Origin of the sequence: Mesorhizobium sp. WSM3224, from assembly GCF_000427725.1 — a bacterium.
In the GTDB taxonomy this organism is placed as follows: Bacteria; Pseudomonadota; Alphaproteobacteria; order Rhizobiales; family Rhizobiaceae; genus Mesorhizobium.
Genome location: NZ_ATYO01000045.1, coordinates 1 through 20,579, shown reverse-complemented (window position 1 = coordinate 20,579; position 20,579 = coordinate 1). Strand labels below are relative to the sequence as shown.

Here is a 20,579-nt window from a genome sequence, read left to right as displayed (position 1 = left end):
TCGGCTCGACATGGGCATCGAGCCATTCTTTCGAAACGTCCACTCCACAGATGGTCTTGTTCACGGTAACCTGCCTTGTGCGTACGATTGGAGCCAAGCGACTATTCGGTCGTGCGTGACGAAGGCGAAGATCCCAGGCTCATCCACGGTTGTGGCCGCAGGGGTGTCGGGCGACTTCGCCAAGCCTCGAATCGGATGGCCATCCGGTTCGAGGCTCAGTCGCTTTCCTTGCACAAATCTCTGTCCGTGCAGATACAAGGGGTGCTCCAGCGGAGTGAGACGCCGGATATTTGAACTTGCGCCAGATTGGCTAATCTTTCGCCATGCCGCACCAACCCGTGACTCCGGCCAAACGAAATTTCGCCCGCGCGATGCGTCGCGAGCCAACCGAGGCAGAAAGCCGCCTGTGGCACGAGTTGCGCGGCCGCCGTCTGGACAGGATCAAGTTCAGGCGGCAGGTGCCGATCGGCCGGTTCATAGCCGACTTCGTTTGCGCCGAAGCACAACTCATCGTTGAAATCGACGGCAGCCAGCATGCGGAGTCGCGCCGCGACCTGGAGCGTGACGCCGAACTGAAGGCTAGGGGATTTCGCGTGCTGCGTTTCTGGAACGACGATGTGCTGAAGGAACTGGACGCGGTCTGCGATACCATTATCGCTTATGTGCGGGATGAGGGTTTGCAGCCTTGGCGGTGATGTCACCGGCGGCGTTGCCAAGCTGGAGCACCCTCATCCGTCTCGACGCTGCGCGTCGATCCACCTTCTCCCACAAGGGGAGAAGGGGAAGGCTGCGCATCCGGCCAGCTTGACGCCCTTCCCGGCCTCGCCCTAGCCTTGCCTCCACCCACCAACAGGAGACCACCCAAATGGCAGGCACGGTCGAAGGCGAGAAGATCGACGTCGGTTTCAACGGCAAGCGCTGCATCCATTCGCGCAATTGCGTCCTCGGCAATCCGCATGTCTTCGTGCCCAATGCGCCGGGCGAGTGGATCCATCCGGAAGCGGCTGATGTCGAGCAGGTCGTGGCGCTGGCGCAGAACTGCCCGTCTGGCGCCATCACCTACAACCGCAAGGATGGCGGGCCGCAGGAGAAGGCGCCGGTGGTCAACACGGTGCGCGTCAGGGAAAACGGCCCGCTGGCCGTGCATGCCGAGATCGTGCTCGGCGACGAGACCTTCTTGCGCGCCACGCTCTGCCGTTGCGGCTTGTCTGAGAACAAGCCGTTCTGCGACAACAGCCACATCAAGGCCGGCTTCACCGCCACCGGCGAGCCACCGCTGAAGGAAGCGCAGGTGCTGGACGCGGGGAATGGCCCGCTCAACGTGACGCCCACCGTCAACGGCCCGCTGAAGGTCGAAGGCAACGCCGAGATCGTCACCGGCACGGGGCACACCATCGCGCGTACCACCAAAGTGTTCCTCTGCCGTTGCGGGCATTCGGCCAACAAGCCGTTCTGCGATGGGAGCCATAAGCGGGTGGGGTTTGTGGGGTAGACAGTCGCAAAGGTTCGCGCGAGGCCCCCCTCTCTGCCCTGCCGGGCATCTCCCCCTCAAGGGGGGAGATTGGCAGTTCGGGCGTCGGCGCTTTTCCTACAACGTCGGCGATTGGCGAAGACCGCGATGACATCTGATCTCCCCCCTTGAGGGGGAGATGGCCGGCAGGCCAGAGAGGGGGGCCTCGTACCGGCGTCTCAGCAGATATCCCCGCACCAACCTTCACGCCTTGGCCCACCCCTCCAACCTTTATCCGCCAGCCCGTATCGGCTAAGGGGCAGGCACCGAACCTCTTGCCCGGACCACCACCCCAAAATGACCGCCAAGCCTCACCCTCTCTTCCTCGGCATCGACACCGGCGGCACCTACACCGATGCGGTGCTGTGGTCGGAGGAAGGCGGGCCTAAAGGCAAGGTGCTGGCCAAGGCCAAGTCGCTGACCACGCGCCACGATCTCGCTGTCGGCATTTCCGGCGCTGTCGATGCGGTGCTGGAGAATTCCGGCACCGACCCGGCCGCGATAAAGCTGGTCTCGATGTCGACCACGTTAGCCACCAACGCGCTGGTCGAGGGCCAGGGCGGGCGCGTGGCGCTGGTCATGATTGGCTTTTCCGAGGCCGACCTTGCCCGCGACGGGCTGAAGACGGCGCTCGGCACCGATCCGGTGGTGTTCTGCCCCGGCGGCCATGACGTGCACGGCAATGCGGCCAAGCTCGACCTTTCCGGCCTCGAGGCGGCACTTCCCGAGCTTGGGCGTTCGGTGTCGGGCTTCGCCGTCTGCGCCTATTTCGCCACCCGCAACCCGGCGCATGAGCTTGCGGCCCGCGACCTGATCCGCGACAAGACCGGCCTGCCGGTAACCGCCAGCCACGAGCTTTCGGCCAAGCTCGGCGGCCCGCGCCGCGCGCTGACCACTTTGCTCAACGCCCGCCTGATCTCGATGATCGACCGGCTGGTGGCGGCGACGGAAGGCTTTCTCGGCAAGCGCGGCATTGCCGCGCCCCTGATGGTGGTGCGCGGCGACGGCGCGCTGGTCTCGGCGGCCTTCGCCCGCCAGCGGCCGATCGAGACGATCCTCTCCGGCCCGGCCGCCAGCCTGGTCGGCGCCCGCCACATGACCGGGCTCGACGACGCCATGGTCTCGGATATCGGCGGCACCACCACCGACGTCGCGGTGCTCGATGGCGGCCGGCCGCGCCTCGATCCCGAAGGCGCCACCGTCGGCGGCTTCCGCACCATGGTCGAGGCTGTCGCCATGCGCACCTTCGGCCTCGGCGGCGATTCCGAAGTGACGCTGGAGGACGGCGCGCTCGACCCGAAGATCCTGCTCGGACCGCGCCGCCTGGTGCCGCTGGCGCTGGCCGGCATGGCGCATGGCGAGGCGGTAATTGTCGAACTTGAAAGACAACTCCGCGCGCCCAATCCGAGCCGCATGGACGGGCGCTTCGCCCTGCGCACCGGCGTGCCGGACCGGCTCGCCGCCGGCCTCACCGGCCCCGAAGCGAAGCTCTACGAGACGATCGGCGCCACCCCGCTGGCGCTCGACAGGCTGCTGTCTTCAAATGCGCAGAACGCCACGCTGAACCGGCTGGTCGCGCGCGGGCTGGTACACATCTGCGGCTTCACGCCGTCCGACGCCGCGCATGTGCTGGGCAAGCAGGCCAACTGGGATGCCGTGGCCGCCCGCCTCGGCGCCGAGCTTTTCGCCCGCCGCCGCGACGGCCGTGGCCAGACCATCGCGGCAACGCCGCAGGAGATTTCCGAGCGCGTGCTGGTCACGCTCACCCGCTGGTCGGCCGAATACATCCTCGAAACCGCTTTCGCCGAGGACGGGCTGGACGGCGCCGCGACTGTCGCGCATGCGCTGGTGCAGCGCGCGGTCGATGCCCATCCCGGCATCGCCCGTTTCACCGTCGCCCTCGACCGCCCGGTCATCGGCCTCGGCGCCTCCGCGCCGCTCCACTATGCGGGCCTGCCGCCGCTGGTCGGCAATGGCTGCATCGTGCCGGAGGACACCGACGTCGCCAACGCGCTCGGCGCCGTGGTCGGCCAGGTGCGCGTTTCGGCCGAAGCCCGCGTCAGCCAGCCCAAGGAAGGCCTGTTCCGCCTCGCCTCCGGCCAGACGGTGCGCGACTTCACCGACGAGGAAAAGGCGATCGCTGTGGCCGAAGCCGACGTGCGGGCGATCGTCGCCGAACGCGCCAAGGACGCCGGCACCGACAACGCCGAGATCGACGTTTCCACCGAGTTCAAGGTCTCGACCATCGAGGGCCAGCGCATGTTCATCGAGGCGCATGTCGTGGCGGTGGCGTCTGGAAGGCCGAGGATCGCGGTGTAGGCGCGACCTCTCCTTCTCCCCTTGTGGGAGAAGGTGTCGCCGAAGGCGACGGATGAGGGGTGCTCCAGGGAAAGCCAGCGCCTCACTCCGCTGGAACACCCCTCATCCGTCTCGGCGCTTGCGCGCCGATCCACCTTTTCCCACAAGGGGAGAAGGGAAGGTCGCGCTCCCTACACCCTAAGCCGAATTGACCCTCGCCCCCCAAACATGCCAAACGCCCCGCAAGCCTACCATCTGGAGAAGCCCTGATGACCGACCGCATCGAGATCGCCGGGTTGCAGATTGCCCGGGAGCTCCATGACTTCGTGGCCGAGGAGGCAGCGATCGGCACCGGCATCGACCCGGAAAAATTCTGGACCGGCTTTTCGGCGATCGTCCACGACCTCGCGCCGAAGGACCGGGCGCTGCTGGCAAAACGCGACGCCATGCAGGAAAAGCTCGACGGCTGGTATCGCCAGAACGGCGCGCCGCTCGACATGGAGGGCTACAAGAGCTTCCTGAAGGAGATCGGCTATCTGGTGCCGGAAGGCCCGGCCTTCAGCGTCTCGACCGTCAATGTCGACCCCGAGATCGCAGTCGTCGCCGGGCCGCAGCTGGTCGTGCCGGTGATGAACGCGCGCTATGCGCTCAACGCCGCCAATGCGCGCTGGGGCTCGCTCTACGACGCGCTCTACGGCACCGATGCCATTCCCGAGACGGGCGGCGCCCAAAAGGGCAAGGGTTTCAATCCCGCGCGCGGCGCCAGGGTGATTGCCTGGGCCAAGAATTTCCTCGACCAGTCGGTGCCGCTGACCACGGGCAAATGGGCCGGCGTCAACGGGCTCTCGGTCGCCAATGGCGCCTTGAAGGCGGGCGAGGGCGCCGGCGCCACCACGCTCGCCGACCTAAAGCAGTTTGCCGGCTATCGCGGCGATGCCGCCAATCCGGAAGCGGTGCTCCTGGCCAGGAACGGCCTGCACATCGAGATCGTGATCGACCACGCCAACCAGATCGGCAGGACCGATCCGGCCGGTATCGCCGACGTCATCCTGGAATCGGCCCTGACCACCATCCAGGACTGCGAGGATTCGGTCGCGGCCGTCGATGCGCAGGACAAGGTCGTCGTCTACCGCAACTGGCTCGGCCTGATGAAGGGCGACCTGGCCGAAGAGATCACCAAGGGCGGCAAGACCTTTGTCCGCACGCTGAATCCGGATCGCCGTTATACGGCGCCCAATGGCGGCCAGCTCTTGCTGCCTGGACGTTCGCTGATGTTGGTGAGAAACGTCGGCCACCTGATGACCAATCCGGCGATAACCGACCGCGATGGCCATGAGGTGCCCGAAGGCATCATGGATGCCGCGCTCACCGCGCTGATCGCCCTGCACGATGTCGGCGAAAACGGCCGCCGCGCCAATTCCCGCGCCGGTTCGATGTATGTGGTGAAGCCCAAGATGCATGGCCCGGAGGAAGTCGCCTTCGCCGTCGAGATCTTCGACCGCGTCGAGGCCCTGCTCGGCATGGCCAGGAACACCATCAAGATGGGCATCATGGACGAGGAGCGGCGCACCACCGTCAACCTCAAGGAGGCGATCCGCGCCGCGAAGGATCGCGTCGTGTTCATCAACACCGGCTTCCTCGACCGCACCGGCGACGAGATCCACACCTCGATGGAGGCCGGCCCGATGATCCGCAAGGGCGACATGAAGCAGGCCGCCTGGATTTCCGCCTACGAGGCCTGGAATGTCGACACCGGCCTGGAATGCGGGCTCGCCGGCCACGCCCAGATCGGCAAGGGCATGTGGGCGATGCCCGATCTGATGGCGGCGATGCTGGTTGAGAAGATCGCGCATCCCAAGGCCGGCGCCAACACCGCCTGGGTGCCGTCGCCGACGGCGGCGACGCTGCACGCCACACATTACCACAAGGTCGATGTGCACGCCGTGCAGGCGGCGCTGAAGAGCCGGCCCAAGGCGAAACTCGACGACATATTGTCGGTGCCGGTGGCCGTGCGGCCGAACTGGACGCCGGACGAGATCCAGCGCGAGCTCGACAACAACGCGCAAGGCATCCTCGGCTATGTCGTGCGCTGGATCGACCAGGGCGTCGGCTGCTCGAAGGTGCCCGATATCAACGATGTCGGCCTGATGGAGGACCGCGCCACGCTGCGCATCTCCTCGCAGCACATCGCCAACTGGCTGCGCCACAAGGTGTGCTCGGAAATCCAGGTCCGGGATTCGCTGCAGCGCATGGCGGCGATCGTCGATCGCCAGAATGTCTGCGACCCGCTCTACCGGCCGATGGCGCCGGACTTCGACAATTCAGTAGCCTTCCAGGCCGCCTGCGACCTGGTGTTCAAGGGCACGAGCCAGCCCAATGGCTATACCGAGCCGGTGCTGCATAAGCGAAGGTTGGAGCTGAAGGCGAAGGGCTGAGAAAAGCGGCTTCTTGCAACGTGCCGATCAAATATCGTTGGTCGGCGCTGCCCCTCATTGCCCTGCCGGGCATTTCTCCCCGTATAGTGACGGGGAGAAAGAGCTGGCCGCAACGCTGGTGCCATTCCTGCTACGCTGACAAATTGGCGAAATCGGCGGGCGACAAGTCTCTTCTCCCCGTTCACGGGGAGAAGATGGCGGCAGCCAGATGAGGGGCGGCGCTGCGTCGGCGAATAGCCAGCAGTACTGACCGCATATTATAGGGATGGCGGCTCGGCCGCCCCCCCGCTTCGACAGGTCCTCCACCAGCGCGGTCGCCGGGCCGGCCAGATCACATAGATGAGATGTCGAAGTGATCGGCGACTGGTCTTCAACGTGTTGACGATTGGCAATCTACCTACTAGTTGGTAGGTAGTTGGATGAAAGGTATCGTCATGTCTGCACAAATGAATCGCGCCCAGTCCTCAAACGGCTGGCTCAAAACCTATTACTACCTGCGGTTTGCCGTATCGGCCGCCTGGGTCCTGGCGGCCGTCACCGTCGCGAAGGCCGTTCCGACGCTCGCCGTGGTCATGCTGGTCGCCTATCCCCTATGGGACGCACTCGCGAACTATGTCGACGCGCAGCGCAGCGGCGGCCTCGGTCGCAACAGGTCGCAGTTGCTCAATTTCGCCGTCAGCATCATCACCGCGATCGCGGTCGCTATCGCGCTTGGCCGCGGCATGAACGCGGTGCTCGCGGTCTATGGCGTCTGGGCGGTTATCTCCGGCGCGTTTCAGCTTCTCACCGCCCTGCGTCGCTGGAAAATCAGCGGCGCCCAGTGGGCGATGATCCTGAGCGGCGCGCAGTCGGCGCTGGCCGGTCTCTTCTTCGTCAAGATGGCAGGCGGCACGGAGGCCATCGGCATCGCCAACGTCGCGCCCTACGCCGCTTTCGGCGCCTTCTACTTCCTGGTGTCCGCCGTGTGGCTTTCGGTCAGCGATATCCTTCGCAAGTCGCCGCAGGCCGTGCGTTGAGATTTCCTCCGCAGGACGTTAGAGCAATTCCAGGAAAAGTGTGAGCGGTTTTCCGTCCGGAATTGCGTAAAAACAAGGAGATAGAGCGTTTCGCCGTTTCCGTGAAACGGTGAAACGTTCTAGGCATGTTTATGGATAAGCCCTCGAACACCGCCGATGACATCCTGGCCGCCGCGCGAAGCTTCATCGTCGCCGGCGGCTACAACGGGTTCAGCTACGCCGACATCGCCGAGGTGGTCGGTATCCGCAAAGCCAGTATCCATCATCATTTCCCGAGCAAGGTCGACCTCGTGCAGACCCTGGTCAGGCGTTACCTCGAGGAGGCCGTGACGGGCATGACGCAGCTTGAGCGCAATGTGCCTGAGCCGCCCGAGTTGCTTCGAACCTACACGGGCTTCTGGGCGCAGTGCATCGAGGACGCGAGCAGGCCGATCTGTGTCTGCGCCTTGCTTGCCAGCGAGCTTCCGGCCCTTCCCCCGGAGGTGGCCGTTGAGGTCCGGGCCTATTTTCAGTTTCTCTCGGGGTGGCTGACCCGCGTCTTCGAGCGCGGCGCCGAGCAGGGAACATTGACGATCGCCGTCGCGCCGCGCGTCGAGGCGGAAGCCTTCATGGCGACCGTGCACGGGGCGATGATTTCCGCGCGGGCCTATGGCGATGTCTTGACTTTCGGCATGATCCTGGCGCCGACATTGCAGAAGCTGATCCCTGGAGCAATTCCAGGAAAAGTGTGAGCGGTTACGCTCGACGACTTCGTCGTAGCGATCCGTCCGGAATTGCGCCAAAAACACCCGATGATGTGAGATAGGCCTCGACGGATCCGGCGTAGCTGCGATGTCTTCCGACTACGCCGCCTGCGCCATCCGGTCCGCGCTCATCCGGTAGGAAATCGCCTCGGCCAGATGGATGCGGCCGACCGTCTCGCTGGCGTCGAGGTCGGCCAGCGTGCGCGCCACCTTCAGCACGCGGTGGTAAGCCCGCGCCGAAAAGCCGAGCTTTTCGCTGGCATCCTTGAGCAGCGTCAGGCCGGCCGTATCGGGCCTGGCGATCTCCTCGATGATCGAAGGCGGGCAATGCGCGTTGGTGGTGGCGCTGGCGCCCAGCTTTTCCAGCCGTTCACGCTGCATGGCGCGCGCACGCGCCACGCGCTGCGCCACCGCGGCGCTCGTTTCGGCCTTGTCCGGCCGGATCAGGTCGCTGGCCGAGACCGCCGGCACTTCGATCCGAAGGTCGATGCGGTCAAGCAGCGGGCCGGAAATGCGCGCCTGGTAGTCGGTGCGGCAGCGCTCGCCGCGCAGGCAGCGATAGCCGGGCTCTCCCGACATGCCGCAGCGGCACGGGTTCATCGCCGCCACCAGCTGGATACGCGCCGGATAGGTGACGCGGTGGTTGGCGCGCGCGATCATGCAGTCGCCCGTCTCCAGCGGCTGGCGCAGCGCATCCAGCGTCTGCGGCGTGAACTCCGGCAACTCGTCGAGGAACAGGACGCCGTGATGCGCGAGCGAGACCTCGCCCGGCCGCGCGCGGATGCCGCCGCCGACCATCGCCGCCATCGAGGCCGAATGGTGCGGCGCGCGGAATGGCCGCCGGTCGGTCAGCTTGCCTTCGCCGAGCTCGCCGGCAACGGAAGCGATCATCGACACTTCGAGCAGCTCCTTCGGCGCCAGCGGCGGCAGGATCGAGGGCAGGCGCTGCGCCAGCATCGACTTGCCCGAGCCAGGCGGCCCGATCATCAGCAGGTTGTGCCCGCCGGCGGCAGCCACTTCGACCGCCCGTTTGGCACTCTCTTGGCCCTTGATGTCTGAGAGGTCCGGCAGGTTGCGCGCCGCAAGCTGGATGCCGGCTTCGGGCCGCGACAGCACCTGCGTGCCGCGAAAATGGTTGGCGACGGCGATCAGGCTGCGCGGCGCCAGTATATCGAAATCCTTGCCGGCCCAGGCCGCCTCCGGTCCGCAGGCGAAGGGGCAGATCAGGCCCTTGCCCTCGGCATTGGCGCCGATCCCGGCCGGCAGCGCGCCGGCCACGCCCGCGATCGTGCCATCGAGCGACAATTCGCCGAGCACCACATAGCCGCCCAGCATATCACCCGGGATGGCGCCGAGCGCCGCCATCAGCCCGAGCGCGATCGGCAGGTCGTAATGGCTGCCTTCCTTGGGCAGGTCCGCCGGCGCCAGGTTCACCGTCACCTTCTTCGACGGCATCGACAGGCCCGACGCATGCAGCGCTGCCTGCACGCGCTCGCGGCTTTCTGCCACCGCCTTGTCCGCCAGGCCGACGATCTGCATGCCGACCTTGCCCGGCCCGACCATCACCTGCACGTCGACCGGCACGGCCTCGATGCCCTGGAAAGCGACCGTGCGAACCCGCGCCACCATTTTTGCCCTGCCCCCGATACCGGCTCGCGTGTCCCTGCGATCAGGCCGCGAGCGAAATCAAGCTAGACAACCACAGTTTTTCGCTTTGGGCAAGAACATTACAGGAACATAAGCAGCTGCGCGTCTCGTTACGGCGCAGCAGTCGAATGTTGCTGCGGCAACGGAACCTTCAGGAACATCTTGCCCAGGCGTCGTAGGTGCGGCTTGGTAAATCGACGGCGGTAGTAGTAAGTTGCCAAGGCGGAGGACCAGTATTTTCTTCGCAGCCCCATAAGGCCAAGGATCATCTTCCGCCTACGGGCGGATTTCAAAATCAGCGTCCCCTCCGGAATATCCAATCCCGACATGGTTCTGTAGAAATTGAAAACATCGGCAAAAGGCACGCGCCTATAGCGCCAGGGCTTGGCCGATCCCGCATAGTGGATCACCTTGGGAAGCCGCCGTTCGATTTCCACATACCGGTCTGAAAAGAAATTCCATTCCCTGCCCAGGAAAATAACTCGTCCACGCACCACAGCATTCAAGGCCGTCTGGTCGAGGTATCGCGACTTGGCGGTTTCCCGAACTTTTGCGAAGATCCTGTCCGCAATGCCGTCCCTGCGCCAAGCGACGAGGTTCATCGTCAGAACGCCGGAATTGATATAATCATTCCGGGGCATTTCGATGTCGTCGAGTTCCTCCTGCTCGACGAAGCCGTCGATCACGCCGGCGACCAAATTGTCGCCCAAGTCGGCCGACCAGAGGCCGCCGAGATCGGATACCACCAGCGTATCTGCATCCATGTAGATGGCCTTATCGCAATCGGGCAATAACTCGGGAATGAGTATTCGGGCATATGCGGCAGTCGTCAGCAGCTTGCCTCTTGTCGGCAGGTCGGAAATCCGCTTGGCGTCTGCTTGGACGATCTGACAGTCAATTCCTTTTCGTTCGCAAAAAAGACGAAGCTCTATTACGGCAGCCAGCTCTATTCCTGCGTCGATAACGACGAATTTCGCCTCGCGGTTATGAATCCAAGCAGAAAAGATGAATAAAAAAAGCCCCGGCACAAAGTTATTGTCGCTTGCGGTAACAATTATCATGAAATCGCGACTCCTTGAAAACGGGGAGCTGGGCCATGCTGTAGTGGGTAAAGCGCGAGAGCGTTCACGACCACAGGCAGCACGTTGGCAGCCAGCCTCTCGGCAGGTCCGATGCATAGAGCGTCGCCTGCATCGTGTCGAAAATTACCCCCGCTTCCCCTCCACACAGTCCCAAAACAAGCTCGCTATATCCGCCCCGCCAAAACGCTGCACCTCGCGCACGCCGGTCGGCGAGGTGACGTTGATCTCGGTCATGTAGTCGCCGATCACGTCGATGCCGACGAGGATGAAACCGCGTTCCCTCAGCGCCGGTCCGATGCGGGCGCAGATCTCGCGCTCGCGCTCGGTCAGCTCGGTCTTCTCGGCGCGGCCGCCGACATGCATGTTGGAGCGGGAATCGTGCTCGGCCGGCACGCGGTTGATGGCGCCCACCGGCTCGCCGTCGATCAGGATGATGCGCTTGTCGCCCTTGCGGACGTCCTTGAGATAGCGCTGCACGATATAGGGCTCGCGGAACAGCTGGCCGAACATTTCGAGCAGCGAGGCAAGGTTGCGGTCGGCCTCCAGCAGATGGAAGATGCCGGCGCCGCCATTGCCGTAGAGCGGCTTGACGATGATGTCGCCGAACTCCTTGCGGAAGGCGGCTACTTCCAACGGATCCTTGGTGATCAGCGTCTCCGGCATCAGGTCCGGGAATTCGGTGACGAAGATCTTTTCCGGGCTGTTGCGCACCCAGGCCGGATCGTTGACCACCAGCGTCTTCGGATGGATGCGCTCCAGCATGTGCGTGGTGGTGATGTAGTTCATGTCGAAGGGCGGGTCCTGTCTGAGCAGCACCACGTCCATCTCGGAGAGATCGGTGCGCACCTTCTCGCCCAGCGAGTAGTGGTTGCCTTTCTCGTCGCGCACCCGCAACTCCTCGATGCGCGCGAACACCTTGCCGTCCCGCATCGACAGCCGGTCGGGCGTGTAGTGGAAAAGCTTGTGGCCGCGCCGCTGCGCCTCCAGCGACAGCGCGAAGCTGGTGTCGCCGGCGATCGACACGGTGGAGACATGGTCCATTTGGACGGCGATTTTCAGCGGCATCTTCGGTCTCCGGCGGGACGAGCAATTGCAGCCGCCGATATAAGGAAATCAGCGGCATCTGCCAATCGTGCTCGCTTGGCACAGCAGCTCAGCGGTCGAAGACCAGGCGCGAATAGCCGAGGAAGGAGAGCGTCATGGCGGCGATCGAGGCGATGGCGAGCGCCGCCAGTGGCGGCAAGGCCGGCAATGCCAAGAGCAGCGCGCAATAGACCAGGTAATTGACGATGCTGGTGGCGATGCCGACGCCGCCATAGCGCGCGCCTTCCTGCGCGATGCCCCGGCCCGACGGCGAGAAGGTCAGATGGCGGTTGATCTGCCAGGTGACACAGAGCGCGAAGCCGATCGAAAGCACCCGCGCCGTCAGCGGCCCGAGCGGCGTTGCGGCAAGCAGCAGCCACAGCGCCGCCGCGTCGGCGAGGAAGCCGATGCCGCCGGCAAGGGCGAAACGGACGAGGCGGCCCACTATGCCGCCCGCGGGGCCTTGCCTGGCTCGCTCTTCGGCAAGGCCTGCCCGGATACGGGGCGCTCGGCGCGGCCGGAGGAAATCGACAGATAGAAGATGCGCTTCTGCTCCGCCCGGCCGCGCGATACCGAATCGAGGATGAGCCCGGTCATCATGGACAGCATGGCCAGAAGCAGCATGCCGATCGACAGCACCCAGGTCGGCATGCGCGGCACCAGCCCTGTCTCCGCGAACTCGACCAGCACCGGGATCATCAGGCCGATGCTGGCCGCCAGGAAGAACAGCGCGAACGTGCCGAAGAAGCGCAGCGGCTGCGTCTCCTTCATCAGCATGGCGAACATCCACAGGATCCTGGCGCCGTCGCGGAAGGTCGACAGTTTCGAGGATGAGCCTTCCGGGCGGCGGCCGTAGTCGAGCGCCATCTCGCTTACCGGCAGCTTGAGCTGCGAGGCATGCACCGACATTTCGGTCTCGATCTCGAAGCCGCCGGACACGGCCGGGAAGCTCTTGACGAAGCGGCGGGAAAACACGCGGTAGCCCGAGAATATGTCGGTGAAGTCGGTGCCGAACAGGCTCTTGTATAGGCGGTTGAAGATTCGGTTGCCGAAGGCGTGGCCGTTGCGGCCGGCATCGTCAGTCACGCCGCGCCTGGTGCCGACCACCATGTCCGAGCGCTCGGTCTGCAGCACGTTGATCAGCTGCGGCGCGTCTTCGGGAGCATAGGTGCCGTCGCCATCGGCCATCACATAGATGTCCGCATCGATGTCGGCGAACATCCGCCGCACCACATTGCCCTTGCCCTGGCGCGGCTCGCGCACGACGATGGCGCCGGCTGCGCGGGCCTTCAGCGCCGTGAGGTCCTTGGAATTGTTGTCGTAGACATAGATCGCGGCCGACGGCAGCGTCTCGCGGAAGCGCACCACGACTTCGCCGATCGTGAGTTCCTCGTTGTAGCAAGGCAGGAGCACGGCGATGACCGGCTCGTGGCGGACTGCATGCGGCATGTCTGTCTCCGGGCGCCCGACCAGCCTCCGGCCGCGCTTACGCCGGCCCTTCGAGCCGCTTTACTATTTATTGAAGCCGTTAAGGCTAGGTTTAAAACCGATCCTTTCCCTTCAAAGGCTACGGCAATGGGCACAGCTGAGAACGGCGCCGCCACGTGGAAGTCCGATCTCATGCTGGCGCTGCTGGCCGCCTTGTTCGCGTTTGCGCTCGATGCGTGGACCGGCTTCGGCCCGCTGACCGATCCCGGCGGCGACAACGACAACCTGCTGCGCCTCGTCGAGGTCCGCGACCTGCTTGCCGGCCAGGGCTGGTTCGACCTGCACCAGTACCGGATGGGGCTGGAAGGCGGCTTCGTCATGCACTGGTCGCGGCTGGTCGACGCGCCGATCGCCGCGATTGTCCTTGCCGCCTCGGCGCTCACCGGCAGCAGGCCGCTTGCCGAGGACGTGGCGCAGGTGCTGTGGCCGGCGCTGCTGCTTTGGTCGACCTTGTTCTTCACCGCCCGCGCCGCGCGCTCCTTCGGCGGCGGCGGCGCGGTGCTGCCCGCCATCCTGATCGGCGGCGCCGGCTATTATTTCATCGGCATCTACGACCCCGGTGCGCTCGATCACCATAACGTCCAGCTGATGCTCACCATGGCGAGCCTCGCCTTGTTGCTCGAGGCGCCCGCTCGGCGCGGGGCCGCGCTGTTTTCCGGTCTCAGCGCCGCGCTGACGCTCGCCGTCGGCATGGAAACCGTGCCCTACGTTGCCACCATAGGCGTTTGCGTGTCGCTGCTGTTCGTCGCCGATGCGGGTAGCGAGCGGGCAATCGCCCGGGATTTCGGCCTCGGCTTCGCCGGCATCGCGGCGCTTGTCTTCGTCACCACGATCCCGCCTTCCGCATGGGGCGTGGCGCAGTGCGATGCCTTTTCGGTCGCGCAGTTCGTCGTCGCCGCTATTGCCGGCATCGGGCTGGCCGCGATCGCCTCGATCGAGCCTGCCGCCCGCGGCTGGCAGCGCAGGCTGGCGTCGCTTGCCGCGCTGGGCGTCGTTCTCGGCGTGGTCGTGGCGATGCTGTTCCCGCAATGCCTATCCGCGCCCTACGCCGCCCTCGATCCGCGCCTCAAGGAACTGTGGCTCGACCATGTCAACGAGGCCCAGTCGCTGTTCACGCTGCTTGTCCGCGATCCGGCGCGCGTAGCGGCGCGTTACGCGACGCCGCTGGTCGCGATCATCCTGATGGCGCAGCGCTTCCGCCGCGGCGGCTGGCGGCGGCAGGACAGCCTCGTCGCCGCGCTGCTCGTCGTCGCCTTCGTGGTCGGCGTCTGGCAGGTGCGCGCCACTACCTTCTCGATCGCCTTCGCCGTCATCCCGCTCTCGGCGTGGATCGCGAAATGGCGGGCGCGGGCCGAAACCAGCTCGTCGCTCGGCGTGGCGCTGCGCCTTGCGGCCGTCTGGCTGGTCTCGATCAACCCGGTCTGGACCGGCGTTGCCGCCGCCGCCTCGGTGGCGTTCGACAAAGACAAGGCCGTCGCCGACGGCACCACGACGGACAAGACATGCGAGAAGAAGGCCACCTTCGCGCCGCTTGGCAACATGGCCGGCTCCACCGTGCTGACGATCTCAAATCTCGGAGCGCCGGTCCTCGTCTACAGCGGTCATCGCGTCTTCGCCGGCCCCTATCACCGCAACGTCGCCGGCAATCTCCTGGCGCTGGACGCCTTTCTCGGCTCGGCCGATGACGCGCACGGCATCGTCGAGGCGCATCGTGTCGGCCTCGTCGCCATCTGCCCCGACAACGTCGAGACCCGGATCCTGACCCAGAAGGCGCCACAGGGCTTCCTTGGTAGCCTGCTGCAGGGCAAGGTCCCGGACTGGCTCGAGCCGATCGCCGAAACCCAGGGCAGCCCGATCGAGCTCTATCGCGTCAGGCAAGCCGGCTAAAAGCAATCCTGCGAAAGGGTGCGATCGCTTAGGCTCGGCGTCTTCGCGGTAGCCTTCCGTCCACGATCGCTTAGACAGAAGTGTCTCCCCGGGAAAGTCTTCGATATTTCCATTAGAAATTACGCACAAACGAATATCTCATGCAGATCGGCGTTCCTTGTCGAAAGCTGATCTGCTGCCGACGAAGCAAGCAACTGTTGGACGATGGAAAAATCGATTTTCCGATACGTTTCCTAAACGCTTTGCTGCCAGTCTGGCCGTAAATACCGACATCAGAACAGGGACATGATGCAAACGACGTTTGGCACCGGTCAGCCAGGCAAGGAAAACACGGATCTGGCTTTCACCGATTCGTTGACCGGTCTCGGCAATCACCGTCGCTTCTTCGACAAGGTCGATCGCCTGATCAGCGACCGCGCCGACGATCCCGCGCCCTTCACCGTCGGCATCCTCGACCTCGACGGCTTCAAGCCGATCAACGACCTGTTCGGCCACAAGGCCGGCGACGACATCCTGATCCAGGTGGCGATGCGGCTGCGCGCCTCCATGGACGGCTATTCCACTGTCTGCCGCATCGGTGCCGACGAGTTTGCCTACCTCTACCCGATGGTGTTCTCGGAGGAGCAGGCAGCCGAGAAGTCGCGGATGCTGATCGAGATCCTGTCGGCGCCCTATGACGTCGGCGAGCGCACCGCCAGGCTCTCGGCCTCGGTCGGCTGCTCGCTGTTCTACTCCGGCGACGAGACCACCGAGATCCTGGTCAACAAGGCCGAAACCGCGCTCTATCACGCCAAGCGTTCGGGCCGCGGCCGCGTCGTCGTCTACACCCGCGAGATGGAGGAGGCGGCCAAGCGCGTCACCCGCATCGAGCAGGCGCTGCGCCGCGCCGTCTCGGCCGGCGAGGTCGAACCGCATTTCCAGCCGATCGTCGACTTGAACAGCCGCCGCACCATCGGCTTCGAAACCCTGGCGCGCTGGACCGACCGCGACCTCGGCGTCGTGCCGCCATCCGTCTTCATCCCGATCGCCGAGGAGCGCGGCATCATCGGCCCGCTGTCGCAGCTGGTGCTGCGCAAGGCGACGGAGGCTGCGCGCAGCTGGCCGAAGGAACTGTTCCTGTCCTTCAACCTGTCGCCGTCGCAGCTGGTCGACCAGAACACCGGCCTGCATATCCTGGCCATCCTCGATCGCACCGGCTTCGATCCGCGTCGGCTGGAGATCGAGATCACCGAGACCGGCCTGATGAACGATCCGGCCTCGGCCGAGAAGATCGTCGAGGATTTGCGCCGCGTCGGCATCCGCGTCTCGCTCGACGATTTCGGCACCGGCCAGTCGTCGCTCGGCCGCCTGCGCGAATTCCATTTCGACAAGCTCAAGATCGACCGCGCCTTCGTCTCCTCCATCCTCGACGACCGCCCCTCGGAACACATCATCCGCGCCATCCTGGCCATGTGCGAGGGGCTCGGCATGGATGTCGTGGCCGAAGGCATCGAGGATGAGGCGCAGGCCGATCGCCTCGTCCAGTTCGGCTGCGCCGGCGGGCAGGGCTACCTGTTCGGCAAGCCGGTCGATGCCGACGCCACGCTCGGCTATCTGCGCGATTCCTATCGCGGCGCGCTGCATGCCAAGGCGATCTGACAAGGTCTGTTGATATTCAGGTGAGGCCGGCCTCACCTGAATATCAACAGACCTTAAGTGGTTCCGGGGGAACGGAGGTGCAGACCTCATTTGTCGGACATAAGCTGCTGAAACCGTCTTTTCACCCTTGCTCCCTAGGCCTGTCTGGCTAGGATGCGCGCCGGCTGAAAGGGAGAACAGATCATGATGCCATCGGCGCGTTTCGCCGACCTCGACGGCGCCTCGGTGCTGATCACCGGCGGCGGTTCCGGCATCGGCGCGGCGCTGACCGAAGGCTTCATGCGGCAGGGCGCCAAGGTCGCCTTCATCGACATAGCGGACAAGTCCAGCACGGCCCTTGCCGACCGGCTGGAAAAGGAGCTCGGCCGCCGCCCACTCTATCTCAAGGCCGATCTTCGCGACATCGAGGCGTTGCGCGCCGCCGCGACAAAGGCGGCCGAGGCGCATGGCGATGTCACGACGCTCGTCAACAACGCCGCGCTCGACGACCGCCACGCGGTGGAAGACGTCACCGTCGAGTTCTGGGACAACAATCTCGCCGTCAACCTGCGGCCGCATTTCTTCACCGCGCAGGCCGTGGCGCCCGGCATGAAGCGCGCCGGCGGCGGCTCGATCGTCAACTTCACCTCCACCTCCTATCTCATCAACCACCCGGATATGCCGGCCTATACCGCGGCCAAGGCCGGCATACTCGGCCTGACCAAGGGCCTCGCCGGCAAGCTCGGCGCCGACCGCATCCGCGTCAACGCGGTGGCACCGGGCTGGGTCATCACCGAACGCCAGCGCGAGCTCTGGGTCACCGACGAGGGGCTTGCCGCCCATGTCGCCAAGCAGTGCATCAAGGACATCATGCAGCCCGACGACATGGTCGGCACGGTGCTGTTCCTCGCATCGGACGCCTCGCGCATGCTCACCGCCCAGATGCTGATCGTCGACGGAGGGTTCCTGTGAGCCCGGCACCTGCGGTCGCCGCGCTCGACTGGGGCACGACCCGGCTCAGGGCCTGGCTGCTCGACGGCTCCGGCAAGGTGCTTGCCGAGCGGCGCGGCGACGACGGGCTGATCACCGCCCGCGAAAAAGGCTTTTCGAACGTTCTGGAAGGCCATCTTGGCGCCATGGGCGCGCCGGAGGCGCTGCCGGTCATCATCTGCGGCATGGCCGGCTCGCGCCAGGGCTGGATCGAGGCGCCTTACGTCACCGTGCCGGCGCCGATAGGCGCCATCCTGCGCGGCGCCGCCCGCATCGAAAGCGAGCGCCGCGACATCCGCATCGTGCCGGGCCTCGCCCAGCGCCTGGCCGACGCGCCGGATGTCATGCGCGGCGAGGAAACCCAGCTCGCCGGCGCTGGTTTGCCGGCAAAGGGACGGCATCTGGCCTGCATGCCCGGCACGCATTCGAAATGGGTCGCGGTCGAGGATGGCGCGGTCGCGGGCTTCGGCACCTGGCCGACCGGCGAGCTTTACTCGGTGCTTGCCGTGCATTCGATCTTGAAACATTCGCTGGGCGAGCATCCGGCCCCGGTTGCCGCGGACAGCCCGTTCTTCCGTCAATGGTGCGAGCGGGCCCTTGGCGAGGGCGGCGACGTCACCTCGAAGCTGTTTGCCATTCGCGCCGCCGGGCTTCTGCAGGACCTGCAGCCCAGCGACGCGGCGGCGTGCCTGTCCGGGCTTTTGATCGGCGGCGAGATCGCCTCGGCAAGGCGGCGCTATGGCGCCAGCGATGCGCCGGTGGCGCTGATCGCCTCCGGCGCGTTGGCCACACTGTATGGAGCGGCGCTCGACCTCGCCGGCCTTGCCTTTCGCACCGTGGACGCCGATGAAGCGGTGCGCGCCGGCCTCGTCGAGGCCGCGCGCGAGAACGGCATGATTGGAGACGCTTCATGAGCCAGACCGCACCCTTCCCGAAACTCAAGCGCGGCCTTGTCGCCATCCTGCGGGGCCTCAAGCCGGCGGAAGCGATCTCGATAGGCCAGGCGCTGTTCGACGCCGGCATCGAGGCAATCGAGGTGCCGCTCAATTCACCCGAACCGTTTTCGTCGATCGCCAGTATCGTCGAGGTCCTTCCCAAGACGGCGCTGGTCGGCGCCGGCACGGTGCTGACCGCTGCCGATGTCGACGCCTTGCACAAGGCCGGCGGGCGCCTGCTGGTCAGCCCGAACATCGATGCCGAAGTCATGGGCCGCGCCATGCATCATGGCATGGTGACGATGCCTGGCGTGTTCACGCCCACCGAAGCCTTCCAGGCGATCCGGCTCGGCGCCTCGGCGCTGAAATTCTTCCCGGCCAGCGTGCTTGGAGCGAGCGGTATCGCGGCCATTCGCGCGGTGCTGCCGGCAACGACGCTCATCGGCGCGGTCGGCGGCGTCTCCGACAAGGATTTTGCCGGCTACAAGGCGGTCGGCGTCAGCGTCTTCGGCCTGGGATCGAGCCTCTACAAGCCGGGCGCCAGCGTCGAGGATGTGGCGCAGCGTGCCCGCGCCGCGGTCGCCGCCTGGGACGAAGCCTTCGGAGGATGAAGATGGACGGCGTTTCGGTTTTTTCCGACCACATCTGCGAGCTCGGCGAGGGCCCGAGCTATGATCCCGCCACCGACACGCTGTTCTGGTTCGACATCGTCAACGGCAAGCTCTTGGAAAAGCCGCTCGCCGGCGCGCTGAAAATCCAAGATCTCGGCTTGATGGCCAGCGCCATCGCCATCATCGACGACGATCGCCAACTCATTGCCACCGAGACCGGCCTGCAGGTCAGGGACGTCAAAACCGGCAAGCTGACGCTGCACACGCCGATCGAGGCCGACAATACGGCCACTCGCTCCAACGATTCCCGCGTCCATCCCTGCGGCGCCTTCTGGACCGGCACGATGGGCAAGGGCGAGGAGAAGGGCGCGGGCTCGATCTACTGGTTCTTCAAGGGTGAGCTGCGCCGGCTGTTTCCCGACATCACCGTCTCGAACTCGATCTGTTTCTCTGAAGACGGCGCGACCGCCTACTACACCGACACCTCGACCGGGCTCCTGATGCGCGTCGCCTGCGATCCGGCGACCGGCCTGCCCAAAGGCGAGCCGAGGGTGTTTGTCGACCATCGCTCGTCGAAAGGCTATGTCGACGGCTCGGTCGTCGACCGCGACGGCGTGCTGTGGAATGCCGTCTGGGGCGGCAGGGCGGTGAAGGCCTATGCGCCGGACGGAACGCTGCTGCGCGAGATCGCGATGCCGGTGACGCAAGCTTCCTGCCCGGCTTTTGTCGGCCAGAAGGCCGACCGCCTGGCGGTGACCTCGGCCTGGAAAGGCAAGGACGAGAAACAGCGCGCGCTCGATCCGCAGGCCGGCATGACCTTCCTGCTCGACATTCCGGTCCGAGGCCGCTTCGAGCCGCGCGTGCTGATCGCCTAGTGCATGTCGCCCAGAAGTGTGCAGCGGTTCTGGGACAACGACATGCATAAAAACAAAGACTTAAAGCGCGTCGCCAGAATCCGTCCACGGTACACGACTCAGGCGTTTTTTGAGCTGATCATCGATCTTCGGGGTGCTTTTTCGAGCCACGCGTGGGCGGCTGCTTTGGGGCAGTTGACGATCCAGTCTCTGAGTGCGTCGAGACCGATGCGGAACCAGGATTTTTCGCGGCGGCCGTGGCTTTTGCGGGGTATGGCCTTCATGCCCATGGTCTGGGTGGCGCATCGGTAGGCCCATGTGATGGCGAGCATCACGATGACGATGAGGCTTGCGAGCTTCTCGGGATTGGTGATGTGGGTGTC

The 20,579-nt window shown here is 65.2% G+C and carries 17 protein-coding genes and 1 pseudogene; 12 read left to right on the top strand and 6 right to left on the bottom strand.

The features are described 5' to 3' along the window. Positions 1–323 precede the first annotated feature (323 nt). The 6 genes from YU3_RS0132745 (at position 324) to YU3_RS0132720 (ending at position 7,990) form a co-directional block, all read left to right on the top strand. Complete coding sequence (locus YU3_RS0132745) at positions 324–695, top strand: endonuclease domain-containing protein (RefSeq protein ID WP_027170138.1); 372 nt, start codon at positions 324–326, stop codon at positions 693–695. A 170-nt stretch (positions 696–865) separates the two neighbouring features. After that, on the top strand, positions 866–1,492 hold the full coding sequence (locus tag YU3_RS0132740; protein WP_027170137.1) for a CDGSH iron-sulfur domain-containing protein: 627 nt from the start codon (positions 866–868) through the stop codon (positions 1,490–1,492). Between the two features lie 315 nt (positions 1,493–1,807). Beyond that, complete coding sequence (locus YU3_RS0132735) at positions 1,808–3,829, top strand: hydantoinase/oxoprolinase family protein (RefSeq protein ID WP_027170136.1); 2,022 nt, start codon at positions 1,808–1,810, stop codon at positions 3,827–3,829. Positions 3,830–4,077: 248 nt separating this feature from the next. Next, complete coding sequence (locus YU3_RS0132730) at positions 4,078–6,243, top strand: malate synthase G (RefSeq protein ID WP_027170135.1); 2,166 nt, start codon at positions 4,078–4,080, stop codon at positions 6,241–6,243. 434 nt (positions 6,244–6,677) lie between these two features. Further along, positions 6,678–7,259, top strand: coding sequence for a DUF308 domain-containing protein (locus tag YU3_RS0132725; protein ID WP_027170134.1), 582 nt, complete (start codon positions 6,678–6,680; stop codon positions 7,257–7,259). Positions 7,260–7,390: 131 nt separating this feature from the next. Continuing rightward, a complete protein-coding gene (locus YU3_RS0132720; protein ID WP_027170133.1) occupies positions 7,391–7,990 on the top strand; it encodes a TetR/AcrR family transcriptional regulator in 600 nt (199 codons plus the stop codon). A gap of 111 nt (positions 7,991–8,101) precedes the next feature. Here YU3_RS0132720 and YU3_RS0132715 read toward each other — a convergent pair whose 3' ends face one another. The 5 genes from YU3_RS0132715 to YU3_RS0132695 all read right to left on the bottom strand — a co-directional run bounded on the left by YU3_RS0132715 (position 8,102) and on the right by YU3_RS0132695 (position 13,263). After that, positions 8,102–9,631, bottom strand: a complete 1,530-nt coding sequence (locus YU3_RS0132715; protein ID WP_027170132.1) for a YifB family Mg chelatase-like AAA ATPase — start codon at positions 9,629–9,631, stop codon at positions 8,102–8,104. 128 nt (positions 9,632–9,759) lie between these two features. Next, positions 9,760–10,710 (bottom strand): glycosyltransferase family 8 protein, encoded by a 951-nt coding sequence (locus YU3_RS38885; protein ID WP_051334189.1) that lies wholly within the window; start codon positions 10,708–10,710, stop codon positions 9,760–9,762. A gap of 144 nt (positions 10,711–10,854) precedes the next feature. Beyond that, a complete protein-coding gene (gene gshB / locus YU3_RS0132705; RefSeq protein WP_027170131.1) occupies positions 10,855–11,796 on the bottom strand; it encodes a glutathione synthase in 942 nt (313 codons plus the stop codon). 88 nt (positions 11,797–11,884) lie between these two features. Next, positions 11,885–12,259, bottom strand: a complete 375-nt coding sequence (locus tag YU3_RS0132700) for a GtrA family protein (RefSeq protein WP_027170130.1) — start codon at positions 12,257–12,259, stop codon at positions 11,885–11,887. Beyond that, positions 12,259–13,263, bottom strand: a complete 1,005-nt coding sequence (locus YU3_RS0132695) for a glycosyltransferase (RefSeq protein ID WP_027170129.1) — start codon at positions 13,261–13,263, stop codon at positions 12,259–12,261. The genes YU3_RS0132700 and YU3_RS0132695 overlap by 1 nt, the downstream gene beginning before the upstream one ends. A gap of 126 nt (positions 13,264–13,389) precedes the next feature. Here YU3_RS0132695 and YU3_RS0132690 point away from each other — a divergent pair, with 126 nt between their 5' ends. From YU3_RS0132690 to YU3_RS0132665, 6 genes are all read left to right on the top strand, one after another. Beyond that, on the top strand, positions 13,390–15,189 hold the full coding sequence (locus YU3_RS0132690; RefSeq protein WP_027170128.1) for a hypothetical protein: 1,800 nt from the start codon (positions 13,390–13,392) through the stop codon (positions 15,187–15,189). A gap of 288 nt (positions 15,190–15,477) precedes the next feature. Then, on the top strand, positions 15,478–16,827 hold the full coding sequence (locus YU3_RS0132685) for an EAL domain-containing protein (RefSeq protein ID WP_027170127.1): 1,350 nt from the start codon (positions 15,478–15,480) through the stop codon (positions 16,825–16,827). 183 nt (positions 16,828–17,010) lie between these two features. Further along, positions 17,011–17,778, top strand: coding sequence for an SDR family oxidoreductase (locus YU3_RS0132680; RefSeq protein ID WP_027170126.1), 768 nt, complete (start codon positions 17,011–17,013; stop codon positions 17,776–17,778). Further along, positions 17,775–18,710: a 2-dehydro-3-deoxygalactonokinase gene (locus YU3_RS0132675; RefSeq protein WP_027170125.1), complete on the top strand. Its 936-nt coding sequence runs from the start codon at positions 17,775–17,777 to the stop codon at positions 18,708–18,710. The genes YU3_RS0132680 and YU3_RS0132675 overlap by 4 nt, the downstream gene beginning before the upstream one ends. Beyond that, a complete protein-coding gene (locus tag YU3_RS0132670; protein ID WP_027170124.1) occupies positions 18,707–19,342 on the top strand; it encodes a 2-dehydro-3-deoxy-6-phosphogalactonate aldolase in 636 nt (211 codons plus the stop codon). Before YU3_RS0132675 ends, YU3_RS0132670 begins: the two co-directional genes overlap by 4 nt. 2 nt (positions 19,343–19,344) lie before the next feature. Beyond that, a complete protein-coding gene (locus YU3_RS0132665; protein ID WP_156913683.1) occupies positions 19,345–20,217 on the top strand; it encodes an SMP-30/gluconolactonase/LRE family protein in 873 nt (290 codons plus the stop codon). Positions 20,218–20,315: 98 nt separating this feature from the next. Here the strand turns inward: YU3_RS0132665 and YU3_RS41440 are convergent. Then, positions 20,316–20,579 (bottom strand): annotated as a pseudogene (locus tag YU3_RS41440) (hypothetical protein); the annotation flags it as partial.